This is a genomic window from Nocardia sp. NPDC004718, assembly GCF_053601535.1.
Genome location: NZ_JBSGCA010000001.1, coordinates 409,180 through 429,209, shown reverse-complemented (window position 1 = coordinate 429,209; position 20,030 = coordinate 409,180). Strand labels below are relative to the sequence as shown.

Below are 20,030 nucleotides of genomic sequence, written 5' to 3'. Positions count from 1 at the left end.
CCGGCGACGCCGAGCGCGGCGGGCGCGAGCAGCACCCACGGCGCCAGCATCATCGGCAGCGTCTCCGAGGAGATCGACCCGACGGTGGTCAGCACCCGCGGCGACAACGCGAAGGCGAGCGCGGCGACGACGCGTGAGCCGCGCGTGCCGATGCCGAGCGCCTCGCACAGGCGCACGATCCCCCAGAATCCGGCGAGCAGCAGCAGCGCCCACCAGATCCGCTGCGTCACCCAGGCGGGCACGCCCAGCAGATGGCCGAGCGAGAAGAACGCGCCGTGCGGGAAGAAGTAGCCGTAGGCCTGGTTCTGCACTTGGCCCATCGGCGCCTGGCTGCTCCACAGATGGCTCGCGCGTTCCAGGAAGCCGAGCGGATTCTGCGCCAGGTCGTATTTCGTGTCGGCGACCGTGAGGCCGGGCGCCTGCACGAAGGTCAGCAGGAACGCCACGACGACGGTCGCGGCGAACCAACGTCTGCCCAGCGGCGCGGTGCTGTGCTGCCCCGGCGCCCCGGACGATCCGAGCGAGTCGGCGGGTGAAGCGGAGGTCAGCGGGTCAGCGGCTGCCGTACTCAACGTTGTTCAGCAGCGAGGAGCCCTTGTCGCCGCTGCGATCGATCTCCGGCCGCGAGTTCTGCTGGACCGCCATGGTGATGAGGAAGACGCCGAGCACGCCCAGCACGGCGCCCGCGACGGCACTCGCAACACCCGGGACAGCAAACTTCATCGCGGTACTCCAATACGTCGATGCAGGCACGTTCCCGGCCAACCTAGCAGGGCGTCCGGTATTTGTATGCGTTCAGGCCGCCGAATCTCCGCTGGACGCGCCCCGGCCGACCGACGGACTGCCCGGAAAGCGGCCGGGTCAGCGGGCGGGGAGAGCGCAGTGCAACGCGCCGAGCAGGGTGCGCAGTTTCGCGGTGGTCTCGTCGAGTTCCGCCTGCGGGTCGGAGGCCGCGACGATGCCGCCGCCCGCGTACGCACGCACCGCGCGACCGTCGGCCGAGAGTTCCGCGCAGCGGATCGCGACCACCCACGCGCCGTCGCCGTCGGCGTCGCACCAGCCGACGGCGCCGCCGTAGAAGCCGCGGTCGTCCTCGAGCTGCGTGATGGTGTCCAGCGCCAGGTCGGTGGGGGTGCCGCAGACCGCGGGTGTGGGGTGCAGCAGCAGCGCCAGGTCCAATGCCGTGATCGTGCTGTCGCGCAGCCGCCCGGTGACGGGTGTCGCCAGATGCCACACCTCATGGGTGCTGATCAGTTCCGGGCTCTCCGGAATCGACAGCTCGGCGCAGACCGGCCCGAGCCGCTCGCGGATCCAGTCGATCACGAAGGCGTGCTCGTCCCGATTCTTGGTGCTCGCCAGCAGTTCCCCGGCCTGAGCGGCGTCGGCTTCCGGATCGGCCCGCCGTGGCGCGGTGCCCGCCAGTGGGCGCAGCGTCACCGTGTCGCCCTGCCGGGCGATCAGCACTTCGGGCGTCGCGCCGACCAGCGTCGCGCCGGGGCGTCCGGCGGGGGTGAGATCGACCGCGAAGACGTTCGCGTGCGGATGCCGGGTCAGCAGGTGTCCCGCGACGACTTCCGGGTCGAGCGCGGACTGCGCCTCGGCCAGCACCGACCGCGCCGCGACCACCTTGCGTAGCGGTTGCGCGGGATCGTTGAGCCGCTCGACCAGCTTGGTCACCCGCGCCACATGCTCGGCCGGGTTCGGGACCTCGGTCACCACGCGCACCGGCGGCAGGTCGGGCAACGCGGCGGGCCGCCATGGACCAGCGGTGTGCACGGCGCGCTCCGGCACGCTCAGCGCGGCAGGCTCCCGTGGATCGAAGGGCAGCGCGCCGACGACCAGCCGCGCACTGCCGTCCAGCAGCGCCGCCCGCGCTCGTCGCGCGTCGTCGAAGCAGACCCGGGTCCCATGACCACGAACAACCCCGTCGGCCCGAGCAAGCAGGAACCCATCCATGCCCCCAACCTAATGGTGCGGTCGGACGTAGTCCGTCGTCAGCTCGCGCATGGCCGCAGCGAAGGCGGAGGTACGCCTAACGGGCGCTGTCGGACGGAGTCCGTCCTCAGCCCGCGCATGGCCGCAGCGAAGGCGGAGGTACGCCTAACGGGCATGGCCGCAGCGAAGGCGGAGGTACGCGTAGCCCGGTCGCCGCGCCCCACAGCGGTGGAGCGATCCAGATCTCACGCGAGTGCGATCACGAGTTCTTGCCGGGCGGGACGAGCAGGACCGGGCGGTGGCAATGCTTGAGGACGGCGTCCGCGACGCTGCTGTGCAGCAGCGCGCGGATGCCGGTGGCGCCACGGGTGCCCGCGACGATGATGTCGACGTCCAGCTCGTCGGCGCAGTCGACGATGGCGTTCCAGATGGTGGTGGCGCATTCGGCGGTGCGCGCCTCGGCGTTGAGACCCACCAGTTCGGCCAGCCGCACGCCCTCGGCGTTGATGGCGCGCGCGTCGACGTAGGCGATGTCCTCGATCTCGTCGTCCGGCACCCATTCCGGTTGCATCACTCCCGACAGCCCGGACAGGCGAGCCGCTTGCCGCACCATGGGCTCCCAGGCGGTGAGCACGATGGCCCGGTCGGCGGTGAGGAATCGCCCGGCGTATTCGACAGCGCGCTTGGCGTTCTCGGAGCCGTCGTAGGCGATGAGCATCAGATCGCAGGGCACGATGACCTCCTGGAAAGGACGCACGGCGACACCTCGAGATTACCCTTGGAGGCTCGCGTCAAGCGCTTGTTTTCGGGGTTCTACCTGCGGATTCGCGGCCGCATCCGAGTTGCCTGCTCGGTAGGGACGTAGCGACTGCGGTCGCGCACGTCGCGGCGAGTACGGTTGACCTCTATGCGGAAGACGCCTCTGCTCGTCCTCGCCGTACTCGCCGCGGTCGCGACCGCCTGCTCGAACGGTGGCTCCACCGAGTCGGCCCCATCGAGCACAACCACCACCACGGACGCGACCACCGCCGCGGTCCCCGTCACCAGCTCGGCGCCGCCGGACTGCAACGCGGGATACCTCGCGCAGTTCACCACCCGCCAGAAGCTCGCCCAGTTGCTGACGGTCGGCGTCACCGGCGCGGCCGACGCCACGAATGTGGTGCGCAACGAGCAGATCGGCGGCATCTTCGTGGGCGGCTGGACCGACCAGGCGCTGCTCGCGTCCGGCCAGATCGAGCAGGTGAAGCAGGCTGCCAAGGTGCCGCTGATGGTGACCATCGATGAGGAGGGCGGCCGGGTCTCCCGGGTGCGCGACCTGATCGGCGCGGCGCCCTCGGCGCGGCAAACGGCGCAGACCATGAGCCCCGATGAGTTTTATAGCGCCACGCTGACCAGGGGGCGCGCGCTGAAGAATCTCGGTGTGACGGTGGATTTCGCTCCCGACGTCGACGTCAGTTCCCAGCCGGACGACTCCGTCATCGGCGACCGCTCCTTCTCCGACGACCCGGAGGTGGTCACCCGCTACGCGGACGCTTATATCCGCGCCATGCGCGAGGTCGGCGTCGGCACGGTGATGAAGCACTTCCCCGGTCACGGATCCGGTTCGGGCGACTCGCACACCGGCACGGTGCGCACTCCGCCGCTGGACCAGATGCAGAACACGGATCTGGTGCCGTTCCGCAACCTGATCGGCTCGGGCGCGGCCGTCATGGTCGGTCACCTCGACGTGCCCGGATTGACCACACCCAACGTCCCGGCCAGCATCAGCCCGGAAGCGATGCGTTTGCTGCGCGAGGGCACCGGCTACGGAGCCGCGCCGTTCCAGGGACCGATCTTCACCGACGATCTCGGTGGCATGGCCGCGATCACCAGCCGGATGTCGATCGAGGACGCCGTCGAGGCCGCCTTGGTCGCCGGCGCGGACAGCGCCTTGTGGATCACCACCGACGCGGTGCCCCAGGTGCTCGACCGGCTGGAGCAGGCAGTTTCGAGTGGGCGACTGCCGATGGCCCAGGTGGATGCTTCGGTGTTGCGGTTGGCCGCGTACAAAGGTGCGTTGCCGCGCTGCTGAGGCGCGCCGCACGGTCGGGTCGGGCGACTGGTGAGCAAATCGGACCGCCGGAACTTACCTTGGAGTAATATATGAGATTCACCTGTGGTAGGAGTGTGGATGGCGGGCGGTACGAAGCGGCTTCCGCGGGCGGTACGCGAGCAGCAGATGCTCGACGCCGCCGTGGAGGTCTTCTCGCGTAAAGGCTTCCACGACACGTCGATGGACGCGATCGCCGCCGAGGCGAAGATCTCGAAGCCGATGCTGTATCTGTACTACGGCTCCAAGGACGAACTGTTCCGCGCCTGCATCCAGCGCGAGGGGCTGCGGTTCATCGAATCCGTCGCGCCCGCGGGCAACCCGCTGCTCACGCCGCACGAGCAGGTGCGCACCGCGCTGGAGGGCTTCCTCGGCTTCGTCGACCGCAACCGGCGCTCCTGGCAGGTGCTCTACCGTCAGGCCATCGGCCAGCAGGCGTTCGCCTCGGAGATCGAGAACGCGCGCGAACGCGTCATCGAGCTGACCGCCAAGCTGCTGGAGTCCAGCGCCAAGCACGCTGAGCCGGGGACGAACTTCGACGTCGTCGCGGTCGCCGTGATCGGCGCGGGCGAGGCCATCGCCGACCGGTTGGCCAGCGGCCGGATCGAGGTCGCCGAGGCCGTCGACCTGCTCGACGATCTGGCCTGGCGCGGTCTCGCCGGCCGGAAGAAGACCGAGTAGCCCGCCCATTGCCCGGATCGGTTGCTTCCGCGCCGCCCTCCTGCCAAAGTGCGTGAGTTCGCATAGCGCGGACCGGCTCGTCCGAAGAGCCGGGGAGAAACGGGGCGGAATTGTTCGGGTTGCTCAGGCCGTGCGCGCACGGCGCTCAGAAGTATGGAATCGATGCGGCCGAATGGCGGGCGCATCTGTGCGGTTTGTGTCTCGGCTTGCGCGACGGGCACGGTCAGCTCGCCCGCGCCACCACCAACAAGGACGCGCTGGTGCTGAGCATGCTCACCGAGGCCCAGTCCGGACCGGCGGCGCGCACCACCGCGGCGCCGTGCCCGCTGCGCGGAATGCGCCGCGCGTCGGTGGTCGCCGCCGGCGCGCCCGGCGTCCAGCTCGCCACCACCGCGTCGTTGTTGTTGGCGGCGGCCAAGATTCGCGATCACGTGGACGACGGTGAGGTGGTCGCGCTCGCGCGCGGGCCGCTGGCGAAAGCCGCGACGCGATGGCACCGGGAGGCTCGCGCGGGCGCGGCCCGGATCGGTCTGGACGTCGAGCCGCTCGTCGCGGCGCTCGCCGCGCAGGTGCGTTTGGAGCAGGAGGCGAAGGAGCTGGTCGCCGTGGGCGGGACGGCATTCGCGCCGGAATCCCTTGCCCAGTCCTCGCATTGGCGTTCTGCGATGTCGCCGTCGGCCGACCCGATCGACCGGTTGACCGCACCCACTCAGCTGTGCGCGTCGGAGTTCTTCGCGCACACAGCCGTCTTGGCCGACCGCATGGACAACGTCGACGCGCTGCGGGAGGCGGGATGGCAGTTCGGCCGGATCGCGCATCTGGCCGACGCCGTGACCGACTACGACGATGACGCCGCCCACGGCCGCTTCAACCCTCTCGCGGCTACCGGAACCAGCATGCCCGAGGCGTACGACCTGATGCGGCAGTCGAATTCGCGCCTGCGCGCGGCCGTCGCGGCGGCCGAACTCAGCCGGGTTCCCACCGTACGCTGGATGCTGCTCGACCCCCTGACCGCGGTGCTGCGGCGGCTCGGCGGCGGGCTCGGCGCGTTCGCCGCCCACACTTGCTCGGTGTCGCCCGAAGGGGCCGACATCCGCGCCCACGCGCACGGAACCCGCCACCGCCCGCCGACCCGTCGCCCTGGCATCGGTGAATCTCTCGCGCTCATCCTGGGCGCTTACTGCACCGGCTACGCGTGCTGCGCCGACCACACGCAACCGTGCACGGGCGAACGCAAGGACGCGTGGATCAAGAACTGCGACTGCGGAGATTGCGGAGATTGCGGCGGGTGTGATTGCAGTTGCTGCGATTGCGGGGATTGCAATTGCTGCGACTGCGGTTGCGACTGCTGATCCGTGCTCGAGCGGCGAGCGGGCCGCTCCCGTGCGAAAGGCACGGCCCACCTCGCTGAAAAGCGCGAAGCCGCATCCTGATTCGTGGGAATCGGGATGCGGCTTCGCGGAACGTTCAGCGCAGGGTCGCCGTCAGGTGCGGGTACCCCTTCTTCGGGTGGAGCAGCGCCAGATCCCAACCACCTTCGACCTGATCGGCGTACAGGTTGACGGCGGAGGGCAGCAGGATCGGCTTGCCGAACTTGACCGAGTACGTGGTCTGCTCCGGAATGCGTCCCTCGACCGCGCCGAGAATCGTCGCCGCCGACCACATGCCGTGGGCGATCGATCGCGGAAAGCCGAACGCCTTGGCACCCAATGCCGAAGTGTGGATCGGATTGTGGTCACCGGACGCGGCCGCGTACCGGGTGATCGTCTTCTGATCCACCCGCAGGGTGCGCAGCGGCGGCGGCGGAACCTCCTCCGGTTTGGGCTCCGGCTTCGGCCCGCCCGACAGCGAGGTGCGCTGCTGGTGCAGGAACGTGGTGACCTGGTGCCACACCACCTCCCGGCCCACCTTCACGTCGCTGATCGCGTCCACGAGCAGGCCCTTCGGGTGCTCGCGCAGGTTCTCGACGTGGGTGCGGATGTCCAGCGGCTCGCTCACCGAGATCTCGCGGGTGCGCTCGATGACGTTCTGCGCGTGCACCGCGCCCACCGCGACGAACGGGAAGTCCCGGGCCACCACCAGTTGCATCGCCAGCGGGAAGGTGAGGATGAACGGGTAGGTCAGCGGCAGCGCGTCGCCGAACCGCAGACCGGTCGCGCGGCAGTAGGCGGCCAGATGATCCGGGTCCACCCGCAGCCCGTCGAGCCGGACGGCCCGGTCCGGCAGCGTCGGCTTGCGCGCCGACAGCAGCGGCACCGCGCCGAGCGCGGCCTTGACGAACAGGCGGTTGTTCTTCGGCGGTTCGGTGAGGGCGATCACCTGGGTCTTCTCCTTGCCTGCCGGAGCCTGGGCCATCATGCTCCGATCAGGCTCTGACCGCAGACCCGCACGACGTTGCCGGTCACCGCGCTCGACGCAGGGCTCGCGAAGTAGGCGACGGTCTCGGCGACGTCGACGGTCTGGCCGCCCTGCAGCAGCGAACTCATCAGCCGGCCCGCTTCCCGGGTGGCCAGCGGGATGGCGGCGGTCATCGCGGTCTCGATGAAACCCGGCGCGACGGCGTTGATGGTGATGTTCTTCTCCGCCAGTTTCGGCGCCTCCGCGTTCACCATGCCGATGACGCCCGCTTTGGAGGCGCCGTAGTTGGTCTGCCCGCGGTTACCCGCGATGCCCGCGATCGAGGACACGTCGATCACGCGACCGCCCTCCTTCAGCGCGCCCTTGGCCACCAGCCCCTCGGTGATCCGGTGCGGAGCGGCCAGGTTGACGTTGATGACCGCGTTCCAGCGGCCCTCGTCCATGTTCGCCAGCAGCTTGTCGCGGGTGATGCCCGCGTTGTGCACGACGATGTCGATGCCGCCGAAACGTTCGGTGGCGAACTCGGCCAGCTTCTCCGCCGCGTCGGGCGCGGTGACGTCGAGCGCGAGCGCGGTGCCGCCCACCTTGTTCGCGGTCTGCGACAGCGCCTCGCCCGCCGCCGGGATGTCGGCCACGATCACCTGGGCCCCGTCGCGGGCGAACACCTCGGCGATGGTGGCGCCGATGCCGCGCGCGGCGCCGGTCACCACCGCGACCTTGCCGTCCAGCGGGCGATCCCAGTCGGCGGGCGCGCTCGCGTCGTCCTTGCCGACCCGGATGACCTGGCCGTCGACGAACGCCGACTTGGCCGAGAGCAGGAAGCGCAGGGTCGACTCCAGGCCGGTCGCCGCCGCGGACGCCTCCGGGTGCAGGTAGACCAGCTGGGCGGTCGAGCCGCGCAGCAGTTCCTTGGCCACCGAGCGGGTGAAGCCCTCCAGCGCGCGCTGCGCGATCTGCTCGTCGATGCCGGAAGCCAGCTCGGGAGTGGTGCCGATGACCACGATGCGCCCGGACGGGGTGAGGCTGCGCAGGGCGGGCTGGAAGAACTCGAACAGTTGCGAGAGATCCTCGATGGTGCCGATGCCGGTGGCATCGAACACCAGGGCGCCGTACTTGGTGCCCTGGCTCAGTGCGTCGGCGAAGGTGTAGTCCGACAGCAGGGCGCGCACCGGCTCGGCGACGCGGCCCTTGCCGCCGATCAGCACCGGCCCGGACAGCGGCGGCTCGCCCTTGACGTAGCGGCGCAGCTTCTCCGGCTTCGGAAGGCCGAGCTTGCCGGCCAGGAACGCGCCAGGCGCGGAGTGTACGAACGATCCATAGAGGTTGGGAGCACCCTTGCTCTTGCTGGCTGCCACTATTCCTACCTTTTCTGAGTTCTGGCTCTCGGGTCTGGGTATCGCCCCGGCGTGGTCTGCTGGCGCACTTTTGCGGGGGTACGTGTCGACATTAAACTTACTCCAGAGTAAGTTTAATGTAAACAACCGCGACGGGGCGCCGAGCAGCGCGGAGATGTCCGTGCTCCACCGGGCCGCCGGGACACCCATCCACGAGACCTTGGAGACTCGAGTGACTAGCAAAGCCCGTTCGGCGAAGAGTGCCGCCAAGACCGGTAGGACCACCCGCCCGGTCGCGATCGTCGGTGGCAACCGGATTCCGTTCGCTCGCTCCGACAAGGCGTACGCGCACGCCTCCAACCAGGACATGTTCACCGCCGCGCTGGACGGGCTGGTCAGCCGCTTCGGCCTGCAGGGCGAGCGGCTCGGCATGGTCGCCGGCGGCGCCGTGCTCAAGCGGGTCGGCGAGCACGGCCTGATCCGGGAGAGCGTGCTCGGCAGCAAGCTCAGCCCCTACACCCCGGCGCACGACCTGCAGCTGGCCTGCGGCACCGGACTCCAGGCGATCGTCACCGTCGGCGACGCGATCGCCGCGGGCCGGATCGAAGCCGGCGTCGGCGGCGGTACCGACACCACCTCCGACGCCCCGATCGGCGTCAGCGAGGGCATGCGCGAGTGGATGCTCGACGCCAACCGCGCCAAGACCAACAAAGACCGCCTCAAGCTGGTCGGCCAGCTGCGCCCGAGCATGCTCGGCATCGAGATCCCGCGCAACGCCGAGCCGCGCACCGGGCTGTCCATGGGCGAGCACGCCGCCATCACCGCCAAGGAATTCGGCATCCCGCGCGAGGCGCAGGACGAGCTGGCCTATTTGTCGCACAAGAACATGGCGGCCGCCTACGACCGCGGTTTCTTCGACGACCTGATCACGCCGTTCCTCGGCCTGACCCGCGACGACAACCTGCGGCCGAACTCCTCGATCGAGAAGCTGGCGACGCTGAAGCCGGTCTTCGGCGTCAAAGCCGGTGACGCGACCATGACCGCGGGCAACTCCACCCCGCTGACCGACGGCGCCTCCGCGGTGCTGCTGTCCAGCGAGGAGTGGGCCGCCGAGCGCAAGCTGCCCGTACTGGCGCACCTGGTGGACAGCGAGGTCGCCGCGGTCGACTACATCCACGGCCCCGACGGCCTGCTGATGGCGCCGACCTACGCGGTGCCGCGCCTGCTCGCCCGCAACGGCCTGACCCTGCAGGACTTCGACTACTACGAGATCCACGAGGCGTTCGCCTCGGTGGTGCTGGCCACCCTGACCGCGTGGGAGTCCGACGCCTACTGCAAGGAGCGCCTCGGCCTCGACGGCGCGCTGGGCTCGATCGATCGCAGCAAGCTGAACGTCAACGGATCATCGCTGGCCGCGGGTCACCCGTTCGCCGCGACAGGCGGCCGTATCGTCGCCGCCACCGCGAAGCAGCTGGCCGAGAAGGGCTCCGGCCGCGCGCTGATCTCCATCTGCGCCGCGGGTGGCCAGGGCGTCGTGGCGATCCTCGAGCGCTGACCGGTCGCACACCGCGAGGTGGTCCGACCGGAATTCCGGTCGGACCAGCCGCGCTCTACTCGCCGGGCAGCTCGAGGTGCCCGCCGAACGCTTTGCGCATCGCCGAGAGGACTTTGTCCGCGTACACCCCTTGGTCCCGCGAGGAGAATCGCGCGAACAAAGCCGAAGCCAGCACAGGGACGGGCACGCCGGTGTCGATGGCGGCATCGACCGTCCAGCGACCTTCGCCGGAGTCGGATACCCGGCCGCTGTAGGAATCCAGGTTCGGGTCCGCGTGCAGCGCGGCCGCGGTGAGGTCGAGCAGCCAGGACGCGACCACCGACCCCCGCCGCCACACCTCGGTGATCTCGGGGATGTCCAGGTCGTACCGGTAGTACTCGGGATGCTCCAGCGGCGTCTCCTCCGCGGAGAACTCGCCCGTGTGCTCGGCGCCGTAGTTGGCCCGGCGCAGGACGTTCAGCCCTTCGGCGTAGGCGGCCATCGCCCCGTACTCGATGCCGTTGTGCACCATTTTCACGAAATGGCCCGCCCCCACCGGTCCGCAGTGCAGATAACCCAGCTCGGCCGTGGACGGCTCGCCGCTGCGTCCCGGCGTCCGCTCCGCCGCCCCGAGGCCCGGCGCGATGGATTTCAGTAGTGGGTCCAGGTGCTTCACCGGCTCGGACTCACCGCCGATCATCAGGCAGAAGCCGCGGGTCCGCCCGAAAACGCCGCCCGAAGTGCCGATGTCCACGTAGTGGATGCCCTTGGGCCGCAAGCGCTCGGCGCGCGCGAGGTCCTCGTGGTAACGGCTGTTGCCGCCGTCGATGATGATGTCGCCCGGTTCGAGCAGCTCGGCGACCTGCTCGATCACCGCCCCGGTGGCCCCGGCGGGGATCATCACCCACACCACGCGCGGCGTCTCCAGCATGCCGACGAACTCGGTGAGGTCGGTGCTGCCCCGGAAGGCTTCCCCGAGCTCGGCGCGCAGTTCATCGATGTGCGAGGAGCGACGCTCGTATCCGACGGCGGTGTGTCCGTCCTCGACGACGCGGCGCACGATGTTGGCGCCCATCCGGCCGAGGCCGATCATTCCCAGCTGCATGCCATCCATCTCCCTCGTGTATGCCAAGTCTTGCGGCGGGGTCGTCTCGATTCTTCCGCGTGGGATCGATCACGGTTCGGTTCGCGGGTGTAACGCCGCCCGCTACAGCCCGATAAACAGATCGGCACCGCGCAGTTGCCTGACCCCCGACCCGGCAACTGCGCGGGCCTCTTTGTGTGGTGTACCCGGTTCTTCGCGCGGAATGTGCGCTATGCCCGAGCTGTGGCGAGCACTGTCGGTGTGGACCACTATCGTTGGCAGGGACGCGCAGCGGTGCGGGTCCACAATTCAATCGAACGGGGAGGACGGTTCGTGACGAGCCAGCCGAGCACCGGAGGACGCGGCCCACAGGCTGGTGGCGAAGTCGGATGGCGCCAGCTTCTCGGGGCGGAGCGGCCCCAGGCAGCGGACCGGTCGGTCGCTTGGACCGGCGACGAACAGCTCACCCAGCCTCTGCAAACTACCCGGAGGCGGCCCCCGCCGCCCGCACCCCGACGTGCGCCTGCGCGTCGTCCGATCTCGCCCCCGCCACCGAAACGCCTGGACAGCGCCGTCGTGCGCCGGGTGGGTATCGCGGTAGGCGCGGTGCTGGCGGTCGCCGGTCTCGGCTACGTGGTGGACTGGGTGATGTCCTCGGGCGAGGTCGCGCGTGGCACCGTCGTCGCCGGTGTGGACATCGGAGGCATGGACAAAGCCGCGGCAGACGCGAAGCTGCGCGCCGAACTGGATCCCAGGGCGGGCCGCGAACTGCCGCTGCGCATCGGCGACGTGCAGACCCGCATCGTGCCGAGCGCCGCCGGACTGGCCGTGGACTGGGACGCCACCTGGTCGCGGATCGGCTCCCAGCCGCTCAACCCGTTCACCCGGCTCGCCTCCTTCTTCACCACCCGCGAAGTGTCGATCGTCAGCGCGATCGACGAACCGGCCCTGGATCGCCAACTCACCGAACTGGGGGTGCACGACCGGCCGTCGGTCGAGGGCACCATCACCTTCCGCAATGCCGAACCCGTCGCGGTGCCTCCGGTTCCGGGCCGGGTGCTCGATGTCGCCGCCGCGCGTACGGAACTGGCCGAGCGGTGGGTCACCGGCGTCACAGTGGATCTTCCCGTCGTCCCCGCGCCGCTGCAGGTGCGTCCGGAGGCCGTCGACAGGGCCCTGCGCGAGATCGCCCAGCCCGCGGTGCGCTCGCCGATCGCGTTCGCGGGCAAGGGCGCCTCGGGCAGGCTCGATCCGGAGCAGATCGCGTCCGTGCTGGCCTTCGCGCCGAACGGGCAAGGCGGTCTCGCCGCGTCGGTGAATCAGGACGCCGCGATCGGTCTACTCGGGCCGCAACTGGCCACCACGGAGGTCGAACCGAAGGACGCGACGTTCGCGGTGTCGGGTGGCAAGGCGTCCGTCGTCCCCGCCGTGGTCGGCGACAAGATCAACTGGCCCAAGACTTTCGAACAGCTCACCGCGTTGCTGACCGCGCCGGGCGAGCGGACCGCGCAGGTGGTCTACGAACGGGTCGAACCGAAGCTGACCACCGAGGCCGCACAGGGGCTCGGCGTGGTCGAACCCGTCGGATCGTTCACCACCGGCGGTTTCAGCGGTCCCTCCGGGATCAACATCCGCACCGTGGCCAAGAAGGTCGACGGCGCGATCGTGAAGCCGGGAGACACGTTCTCGCTCAACGACTTCACTGGTCCACGCGGCACGGCGGAGGGATACGTCGAGTCCGGCATCATCGACCACGGTCGTCCGAGCACCGCCGTCGGCGGCGGCATCAGCCAGTTCGCCACCACGCTCTACAACGCGGCGTATTTCGCGGGTCTGGAGGACGCGGGTCACACCGAGCACAGCTACTACATCTCCCGCTACCCCGCCGCCCGCGAGGCCACCGTCTTCGACGGCGTGATCGACCTGGAATTCCGCAACAACACCCAGACCGGCATCTACATCGAAACCTCGGCGACCGCCAGCGAGATCACCGTGCGACTGTGGGGCACGAAGACGGTCGACGTCGAGTCCATCACCGGCGAGAAGACCAAACCGACCGAACCCAACACGGTCACCTTGCCCAAGGGCAAGGACTGCATCGCCTCCGAAGGTGGCCCCGGCTTCACCATCTCCGACACCCGCGTCATCACCGACCACAAAACCGGCCGCGAAGTGTCTCGCAAGACCCGCACGGTGAAGTACGACCCGATTCCGATCGTCAAGTGCGAGTGAGGGAATAGCCCCGAGCACACGGTTCCCGAATCCGCCCCGCCACGCACCGGAGGGGCGGATTCATCGTCTTCACAACGGAGTTCGCATCAGCAACACGTTGTACTGGGTGTGCTGGGTGACCACGAAGTAGAGATCGCGGCCGGTTTGATACGGATAGATCATCGGCGCGTACGCGGTGGGAAGCGCGCGGGCATCGATCAGGACGCGCGGTTCGCTCCACGGCCCTTCGGGAGCCGGTGCGGTGCGCAGGACGACGCTGTTGGCCGGATCCGTGGTCAACATGACGTACTGGCCCAAATAGTCGTTCCACATCACCGAGAGTTCCGCGACGCCGCCGACGATCGGAGCCGCCGTCTTGGCGTCGGTGGGCTTCCACTCTCTGCCGTCCCAGTATTCGTAGGCGTCGATGTTCGCGATATCGGATTCCTTGGCGCGAGAGACGAATCCGGGGTTGTTGCGCCCTGCCGGGGTGCCGTAGCGGTAGACGTAGCCATTCGCCTTCAAGAAGGCGTTCTGCTGGAAGTTCTCGTGGCCGTCGACGTTCGCGCGACGCGTGTGGGTGAGCTGGGCCCACGTGGTGCCGCCGTCACCGGAGGCGGCCAGGGTCGAGAAGTTGGTGTGCCACTTCCCGTGGTCACCCCATTCGCGCACCGACATCAAGCTCATGTACTGCACGCCGCCCACCGAGATGCCCGCGGTGGGAATCAGGCTGATCTCGATGCCGGGAATCTTGGGGCTGGGTATGGGATTCGGCACCACGTCGTCGAAGATGATGCCGTCGGCCGGATCGTGCCTGGAGCTGCGGAACAGCACATTGCTGGTCCAGGCCCAGATGCTGCCCGCGAGAAGATTCGGGATCCCGATGCCCGCGCTGTCGCCGAAGGCGGTGATCATGCGGCCGTTGCCGTCGTCCCACATGATGCCGAGATCCGTGCCCAGCACGTTGACGTTCTGGGTCCGATTCGGACTGTCCATGCCGGTCACCTGGAACACCGCTCTGGCAGGTCCGGGCAGGTCCGGCAGGCCGTGAATGCCGTTGATCGCCGGTATCGGAATGACGTTGTTCGGGTCGGCCCCGGCGGGCGTGGCGGCGACCAGCGCCAAGATCGCGGCTAGCGCGCCGGCCCCGGTGAGTGCGGACAGCGATCGAGTCATCCGGCAATTCCCTTCCTCTGGGACGCAGTCTGCTCGGTCATTCTGCCCGCTCGCCGCCGCGATGTCGCCTACATCGGTGGGTGGACTCAGCGCGTTCGGACGATCGTCACCAGCCGGTAAAGCCACCACGGGCGCTCGGGTAGTTCTGGGCTGTAGACCCGCATGCTCATCGATCGGACCCGTCTCGAGGCTGGATCGCGCACCTGCAAGCGGCGGCGGGGGAGGTCCGCGGGACGCACTTCGGTGGTCCACATGCGATCCCAATCAGGGGAGCGGCGGCAACGTTCGGCGATCTCCTCGACGCGCTCGCGCGGCGCGAGCGGAGACAGGATACGGAAGGCGTCGACGAGCAGGTGCGCTTCCACGGCCCAGTCCACCATCACCCGGCGGGCCGCCGCGTCGAGGAACATCCACTCCAGCACGTTTCCTCGGGCGAAGGCACCTGGAAAGGCGCGTTCGTAGGCGGAATTGACTGCCACCAGATCCTGCGTCGGCATCCGCTGGTAGCAGGCCGGGTCGGGGAGACTGTGCAGGTCGGCCTGGTCGTCCGGAGTGGGCACGTCGGGGCCGGGTCCGTAGGCGGCCGTGAAGAAATTCGGCAGGGACAGCACGACGATGTGTTTGCGGTACCAGATCGGCACCTCCAGTGCGTCGAACAACTGTTGCAGCAGTGGCTGATTCGGCGCCACCGCGCCTGTCTCGATCTGGTCGAGCACCGCTTCGGTGAGCTCGGCCCGCTCGGCGAGATGGGCGGGCGTCAGCCCCGCGGCGAGGCGTCGTTCGCGCAGATAAGCGCCGATGCCAGTTGCCTTGCGCGTCACCTCGGGCACCTCTGCCGACAATTCTCCTGCCGAACTGTGGGAAGCGGGAGGCTCTTGTCGCTCCCCGGGAGCACGCAATCTACCGGAGAGAATCGGCGTCGAGCGGTGATCGAACGTCACGAATCGACAAATGTAGACGACAACGGCCCGGAGAGGATCTCCGGGCCGTTGTGCCGTTGCGGTGGAACGAAGGTCAGAACGCGGCTTCGTCCAGCTCCATGATGTCGTTGTCCAGGTTGGACAGCACCGCGCGGGTGGCGGTCAGCTCCGGCAGGACGTTGCGGGCGAAGAACTGCGCGACCGCGATCTTGCCGTTGTAGAACGCCTCGTCGGCGCCGGTCGCGCCGTTGTCGAGGGCCTTGATGGCGACCTCGGCGTGACGCAGCAGCTGCCAGCCGATGAGCAGGTCACCGACCGAGAGCAGGAAGCGCACCGAACCGAGGCCGACCTTGTACAGCTCGCTCGGCTGCTCCTGGGCGCCCATCAGGTGGCCGGTGAGCGTGGCGGCCATGGCCTGCACGTCCTCCAGCGCGGTGGCCAGCAGCTTGCGCTCGCCCTTCAGGCGGCCGTTGCCCGCCTCGGCGTCGATGAACTTCTGCACCTGACCGGCCACGTGGGCCAGCGCGACGCCGCGGTCACGAGCGATCTTGCGGAAGAAGAAGTCCTGCGCCTGGATCGCGGTGGTGCCCTCGTAGAGCGAGTCGATCTTCGCGTCGCGGATGTACTGCTCGATCGGGTAGTCCTGCAGGAAGCCCGAACCGCCCAGAGTCTGCAGCGACTCGGTCAGGTACTGGTAGGCCCGCTCCGAGCCGACGCCCTTGACGATCGGCAGCAGCAGGTCGTTGACCCGCGCGGCCAGGTCGGCGTCCGCGCCGGAGACATGCTGGGCGACATCGGCGTTCTGGTGAGCGGCGGTGTACAGGTACACCGCGCGCAGGCCCTCGGCGTACGCCTTCTGGGTGGCCAGCGAGCGACGGACGTCCGGGTGGTGGGTGATGGTCACGCGCGGCGCGGCCTTGTCGGTCATCTTGGTCAGGTCGGCGCCCTGGACCCGCTCCTTGGCGTAGTCCCGCGCGTTCAGGTAACCGGTCGACAGGGTCGCGATGGCCTTGGTGCCCACCATCATGCGAGCGTGCTCGATGACGTCGAACATCTGCGCGATGCCGTTGTGCACCTCGCCGACCAGCCAGCCCTTGGCCGGGATGCCGTGGCCGCCGAAGGTGACCTCACAGGTGGCCGAGACCTTCAGGCCCATCTTGTGCTCGACGTTGGTGACGAACACGCCGTTGCGCTCGCCCAGCTCGCCGGTCTCGTGGTCGAAGTGGAACTTCGGTACGAAGAACAGCGACAGGCCCTTGGTGCCCGGTCCCGCGCCCTCGGGGCGGGCCAGCACCAGGTGCATGATGTTCGGGAACAGGTCGTCGGAGTCGGCGGAGGTGATGAACCGCTTCACGCCCTCGATGTGCCAGGTGCCGTCTTCCTGCTTGATCGCCTTGGTGCGACCGGCGCCGACGTCGGAACCGGCATCGGGCTCGGTCAGCACCATCGTGGCGCCCCAGCCCTGCTCGGCGGCGATCTCCGCCCACTTCTTCTGTTCGTCGGTGGCGTTGTTGTAGAAGATGTTCGCGAAGCCGGGGCCCGCGGCGTACATGAAGGCGGCGGGCTGCGCGCCCAGAATCAGTTCGGCGATGGCCCAGTACGCGGCGCGCGGGATCGGCAGGCCGCCGAGCTCCTCGGCGATGCCGAGCTTGTCCCAGCCGCCGTCTTGCAGGGTGCGGTAGCTCTTCTTGAACGACTCCGGCAGCGTGACCGTGTGGTTCTGGGGGTCGAAGACCGGGGGGTTGCGGTCGGCGTCGGCGAACGACTCACCGAGCGGACCCTCGGCCAGGCGGCGTACCTCGTTGAGCATCTCCTTCACCGTGTCGGTGTCGAGATCGCCGTAGGCGCCGCTGTCCAGGATCGACCCGAGGCCGAGAACCTCGAAGAGGTTGAACTCCAGGTCGCGGACGTTGCTCTTGTAGTGACCCATTGTCAGTACTCACTCTCCGTTGAGTTGGTGCGGTCGGTATGGTTGCCGTTCCCGCCCGTTGTTCGCTCCACCGGGTAGTCGTGCCGGTTTTCCGCATGCTACTCGCGGGTAACTTAGGAAACATATTACCGGCCGGTAATGATTGCGCAAAGAGCTGAGCAGGCAATGTGACGCGTTTTACAGTGTCGATCACGCGGGGAGCGACGGTGCGGCTTCGGGGGCCGGCGCGGCAGAATGAGCACAATGCTGATCGAGACGAGTGCGGGGCCGGCTGAGGTCGAGCTCGAGCAGCCGCGCAGGCCCGCGTTTCTGCTGCTGCTCACGCATGGTGCGGGGGGTGGGGTGGAGGCGAAGGACCTGCTCGCGGTGCGTGACGTCGCGCTGCGGCTGGGGGGTGGGGTAGCGCGGGTGGTGCAGCCGTATCGGGTGGCTGGGCGGCGGGCGCCGGGTTCGGCGGTCGGGCAGGACGAGGCCTGGCTGGAGATCGTCGCGCGGCTGCGCGGGCGCAAGCGCATCCCGGTGATCCAGGGTGGGCGCAGCAACGGGGCGCGGGTGGCTTGTCGTACCGCCGTCGCGGCACGGGTCCGTGGCGTTCTCGCGCTCTCGTTCCCGCTGCATCCGCCGGGCAAGCCGGAGAACTCGCGCCGGGATGAACTGCTCGCGCCGGGAGACATCGAGGTGGTCGTCGTCAACGGGGCGAACGACCCGTTCGGCATTCCCGATCCCGCCGACGCCGCCGAAGTGCGCGTCATCCCGGGACAGCCGCACGCCTTCCGTGCGGGCTTCGACCTGATCGCCGAGACCGTGACTCCGTGGCTGGAGCGCTGGTCCTGAGTCCTATTCGGCCGGTCGGGTGGCGATGACCAGCGCGTCGATGGCATCGCCCGTTTCGGTGGGCCGGTAGACGCGGTCGGCGATGCGGACGCGCACCTCGCCAGCCGCCGCGAGCGGGCCGAGGTCGGCGACGATGTCGTCAGGGGTGAACAGGATGGCCGGGTCCTGCGGCCCGCCGCAGCCGTCGGTGATGTTGGTGGTGTCGTGGCCGAGTACGAGCAGGGTGCCTTCCGGAGCCAGCAGCCCGGCCGCCGTGCGCACCAACGCGCGGCGCTGCTCGGCGGGCAGGTGCAGGAAGACCATCAAGACCAGCTCGAACGGTCCGGTGATCCCGGCTTCGTCCAGATCGGTGACGTCGGCGCACTGCCAGGTGATGCGATTGCGGACCGAGCGGGACAGCCGCGACGCCACGGTGCGGCCTTTGTCGATGCCGACCTGTGAGTAGTCGACGGCGTGCACCTGCCAGCCGTGCGTGGCGAGCCACAGGGCGTTGCGGCCCTCGCCGCACGCCAGATCGAGAGCGCGCGGGAACTCCGGCGCATCGCCCTCGGGTGTGGCGGCTTGGAGTGGCGCACGGCGTTCCAACCCGTAGACGTGCTCCACCACGGTGTTGTTCGGCGGTGCGCCCCAGACCAATTCCGTTTGCGCGTAGCGCTCGTCCCAGTCGGCCGCATCCATATTTCGAGTCTATTGATCGGGCGACCCGCGCCCCGTGGGGTTGCCCGAGTCAGTCCGATACCTGCGAGAGCCAGTGCACCGGCGTGGTCTCGCGTACGTGGATCAGCACGTCGAACGCATCGGCGAGCGACGAAAGCCGGATATTGGCCGTGGCGTCGGCGGCCGGGTCGTAAACGCCGCTGATGGTGCGCAGCTTCGCCGGGCCGGTCAGCCAATCATGGACCGGTTCCGGCGCGGCGGCGTGCAGGTCGACGTAGTAGGCGGGCAGCTCGACCTCGCCCAGCGCGGCGTCCACCAAGTCGGATTGCGGGTCGGGCGCCACTGCCGCGCCGAGGTCGCCGTGATGGAAGCCGATGCCGACGGACACGTATCGTTCACCCAGCTCAGCGCGCAAATGACTTCCGGCGCCGCGGAATTCGGCCGCACCGAAGACGATCGGAAGGCTGGTGGTGTGCGCGAGGCCGTCCCAGTAGACGATCTTCGCGCCGGTCGAGCGCTGCCATTCCAGCACCGTCTCGGCCGACGGCCGTTCGTCCCTGGCGAACCCTTGGCTCGCGACGCTCTGCCGGTGGAAGTCGAGGATCAGGCGGGCGTGGATGAGCGCCGTGGCGCGCTCGCCGGTATCCGGCAATGTCGTGAGCAGCTCGAGAGCGTCTTCGGCGTGCTCGGCGAACGGGCGGCCGGGGTGGGTGCCCTGATGGCGCTGGACATGTTCGTCGACTTGATGCGCGGTGCGGATCGGCGCGAGATGCGCCTCGATCGCGGCGAGCCGGTCGGGAGCCGCGTGGCGCACGTAGTCGAGTACCGCGTCGTAGTCGCTCGGTTCGGCACGGGGCGGTTCGACGCCGAAGATTCGCACCGGGTCGTCCGGATGCGCCAGATTGTACGCGCGGATCCAGCGCAGCGTGGCCACCGATTCCTCGGTACGCCACGGGCGCCAGGCGCCGGCGAGCACCGATTCGGGGTCGCTCGCGCCCGCGGTGACGAACCGGTCCCAGCGTTCGCCGGAACGCGCGCTGTCCTGGATGGCCAGTGCGCGGAAGCCGTGCCGTTCGATCAGCCCGCGCAACAGCCGCTCGCGCACACCGAAGGTCTGGCGGGAGAACCGCGTCGACTCGCCGAGCCCGACCACCGTGGCGGCGGCGAGCCGCGCGATCAGGCCGTCGAGTTCCGTACCGGGCGAGTCCGGATCGGTGCTGCCGATCGCGATGGCGTTGTCGCGCAACCAGGCGCGGACGTCGACGGTGGTGCTGAGCATGGTGCCTC

At 69.0% G+C, this 20,030-nt stretch carries 18 protein-coding genes; 6 read left to right on the top strand and 12 right to left on the bottom strand.

What is annotated here, in order from left to right:
- The 4 genes from ACWEH3_RS02195 to ACWEH3_RS02180 all read right to left on the bottom strand — a co-directional run.
- The coding region (locus tag ACWEH3_RS02195) for an alpha-(1->3)-arabinofuranosyltransferase domain-containing protein (protein WP_452358251.1) at positions 1 to 548 on the bottom strand (548 nt) is incomplete at its 3' end.
- 4 nt (positions 549 to 552) lie between these two features.
- The gene (locus ACWEH3_RS02190) at positions 553 to 723 is read right to left on the bottom strand and encodes a DUF2613 domain-containing protein (protein ID WP_450017841.1); all 171 of its coding nucleotides are present in this window, start codon (positions 721 to 723) and stop codon (positions 553 to 555) included.
- Between the two features lie 138 nt (positions 724 to 861).
- Positions 862 to 1,956: an isochorismate synthase gene (locus ACWEH3_RS02185; protein WP_450017839.1), complete on the bottom strand. Its 1,095-nt coding sequence runs from the start codon at positions 1,954 to 1,956 to the stop codon at positions 862 to 864.
- Between the two features lie 238 nt (positions 1,957 to 2,194).
- Entirely contained in the window at positions 2,195 to 2,668 is a 474-nt protein-coding gene (locus ACWEH3_RS02180; protein ID WP_364424870.1) for a universal stress protein, read from the bottom strand.
- 174 nt (positions 2,669 to 2,842) lie between these two features.
- Here ACWEH3_RS02180 and ACWEH3_RS02175 point away from each other — a divergent pair, with 174 nt between their 5' ends.
- From ACWEH3_RS02175 to ACWEH3_RS02165, 3 genes are all read left to right on the top strand, one after another.
- Positions 2,843 to 4,006, top strand: a complete 1,164-nt coding sequence (locus tag ACWEH3_RS02175; RefSeq protein ID WP_450017837.1) for a glycoside hydrolase family 3 N-terminal domain-containing protein — start codon at positions 2,843 to 2,845, stop codon at positions 4,004 to 4,006.
- 99 nt (positions 4,007 to 4,105) lie between these two features.
- Positions 4,106 to 4,705 carry a TetR/AcrR family transcriptional regulator gene (locus ACWEH3_RS02170; protein ID WP_040870930.1) on the top strand — a complete coding sequence of 200 codons (600 nt, stop codon included), beginning with the start codon at positions 4,106 to 4,108 and terminating at the stop codon, positions 4,703 to 4,705.
- Positions 4,706 to 4,911: 206 nt separating this feature from the next.
- A complete protein-coding gene (locus ACWEH3_RS02165; RefSeq protein ID WP_450017835.1) occupies positions 4,912 to 6,057 on the top strand; it encodes a DUF5685 family protein in 1,146 nt (381 codons plus the stop codon).
- 115 nt (positions 6,058 to 6,172) lie between these two features.
- Here ACWEH3_RS02165 and ACWEH3_RS02160 read toward each other — a convergent pair whose 3' ends face one another.
- Both ACWEH3_RS02160 and ACWEH3_RS02155 read right to left on the bottom strand, forming a co-directional pair.
- Positions 6,173 to 7,063 (bottom strand): MaoC family dehydratase, encoded by an 891-nt coding sequence (locus tag ACWEH3_RS02160; protein ID WP_450017833.1) that lies wholly within the window; start codon positions 7,061 to 7,063, stop codon positions 6,173 to 6,175.
- Positions 7,060 to 8,418: a 3-oxoacyl-ACP reductase gene (locus tag ACWEH3_RS02155; RefSeq protein ID WP_450017831.1), complete on the bottom strand. Its 1,359-nt coding sequence runs from the start codon at positions 8,416 to 8,418 to the stop codon at positions 7,060 to 7,062. The genes ACWEH3_RS02160 and ACWEH3_RS02155 overlap by 4 nt, the downstream gene beginning before the upstream one ends.
- A 211-nt stretch (positions 8,419 to 8,629) precedes the next feature.
- On the opposite strand from ACWEH3_RS02155, the gene ACWEH3_RS02150 reads away from it, so the two are divergent.
- Positions 8,630 to 9,952 carry an acetyl-CoA C-acetyltransferase gene (locus ACWEH3_RS02150; protein ID WP_450017829.1) on the top strand — a complete coding sequence of 441 codons (1,323 nt, stop codon included), beginning with the start codon at positions 8,630 to 8,632 and terminating at the stop codon, positions 9,950 to 9,952.
- Between the two features lie 55 nt (positions 9,953 to 10,007).
- Here the strand turns inward: ACWEH3_RS02150 and gnd are convergent, their stop codons facing one another.
- A complete protein-coding gene (gnd, locus tag ACWEH3_RS02145; RefSeq protein WP_450017827.1) occupies positions 10,008 to 11,036 on the bottom strand; it encodes a phosphogluconate dehydrogenase (NAD(+)-dependent, decarboxylating) in 1,029 nt (342 codons plus the stop codon).
- 564 nt (positions 11,037 to 11,600) lie between these two features.
- On the opposite strand from gnd, the gene ACWEH3_RS02140 reads away from it, so the two are divergent.
- Entirely contained in the window at positions 11,601 to 13,247 is a 1,647-nt protein-coding gene (locus ACWEH3_RS02140) for a VanW family protein (RefSeq protein WP_450017825.1), read from the top strand.
- A gap of 69 nt (positions 13,248 to 13,316) precedes the next feature.
- Here ACWEH3_RS02140 and ACWEH3_RS02135 read toward each other — a convergent pair whose 3' ends face one another.
- The 3 genes from ACWEH3_RS02135 to ACWEH3_RS02125 form a co-directional block, all read right to left on the bottom strand.
- Positions 13,317 to 14,402, bottom strand: coding sequence for a DUF4185 domain-containing protein (locus ACWEH3_RS02135; RefSeq protein ID WP_450017823.1), 1,086 nt, complete (start codon positions 14,400 to 14,402; stop codon positions 13,317 to 13,319).
- An 86-nt stretch (positions 14,403 to 14,488) separates the two neighbouring features.
- A complete protein-coding gene (locus ACWEH3_RS02130) occupies positions 14,489 to 15,223 on the bottom strand; it encodes a helix-turn-helix domain-containing protein (RefSeq protein ID WP_450017821.1) in 735 nt (244 codons plus the stop codon).
- A 193-nt stretch (positions 15,224 to 15,416) separates the two neighbouring features.
- Positions 15,417 to 17,252 (bottom strand): acyl-CoA dehydrogenase, encoded by a 1,836-nt coding sequence (locus tag ACWEH3_RS02125; RefSeq protein ID WP_450017819.1) that lies wholly within the window; start codon positions 17,250 to 17,252, stop codon positions 15,417 to 15,419.
- A gap of 243 nt (positions 17,253 to 17,495) precedes the next feature.
- On the opposite strand from ACWEH3_RS02125, the gene ACWEH3_RS02120 reads away from it, so the two are divergent.
- The gene (locus ACWEH3_RS02120) at positions 17,496 to 18,086 is read left to right on the top strand and encodes an alpha/beta hydrolase family protein (RefSeq protein WP_450017817.1); all 591 of its coding nucleotides are present in this window, start codon (positions 17,496 to 17,498) and stop codon (positions 18,084 to 18,086) included.
- 3 nt (positions 18,087 to 18,089) lie between these two features.
- Here the strand turns inward: ACWEH3_RS02120 and ACWEH3_RS02115 are convergent, their stop codons facing one another.
- Positions 18,090 to 18,764 (bottom strand): class I SAM-dependent methyltransferase, encoded by a 675-nt coding sequence (locus ACWEH3_RS02115; RefSeq protein WP_450017815.1) that lies wholly within the window; start codon positions 18,762 to 18,764, stop codon positions 18,090 to 18,092.
- A gap of 49 nt (positions 18,765 to 18,813) precedes the next feature.
- Positions 18,814 to 20,022, bottom strand: coding sequence for an erythromycin esterase family protein (locus ACWEH3_RS02110; protein WP_450017813.1), 1,209 nt, complete (start codon positions 20,020 to 20,022; stop codon positions 18,814 to 18,816).
- Between the last annotated feature and the right edge of the window lie 8 nt (positions 20,023 to 20,030).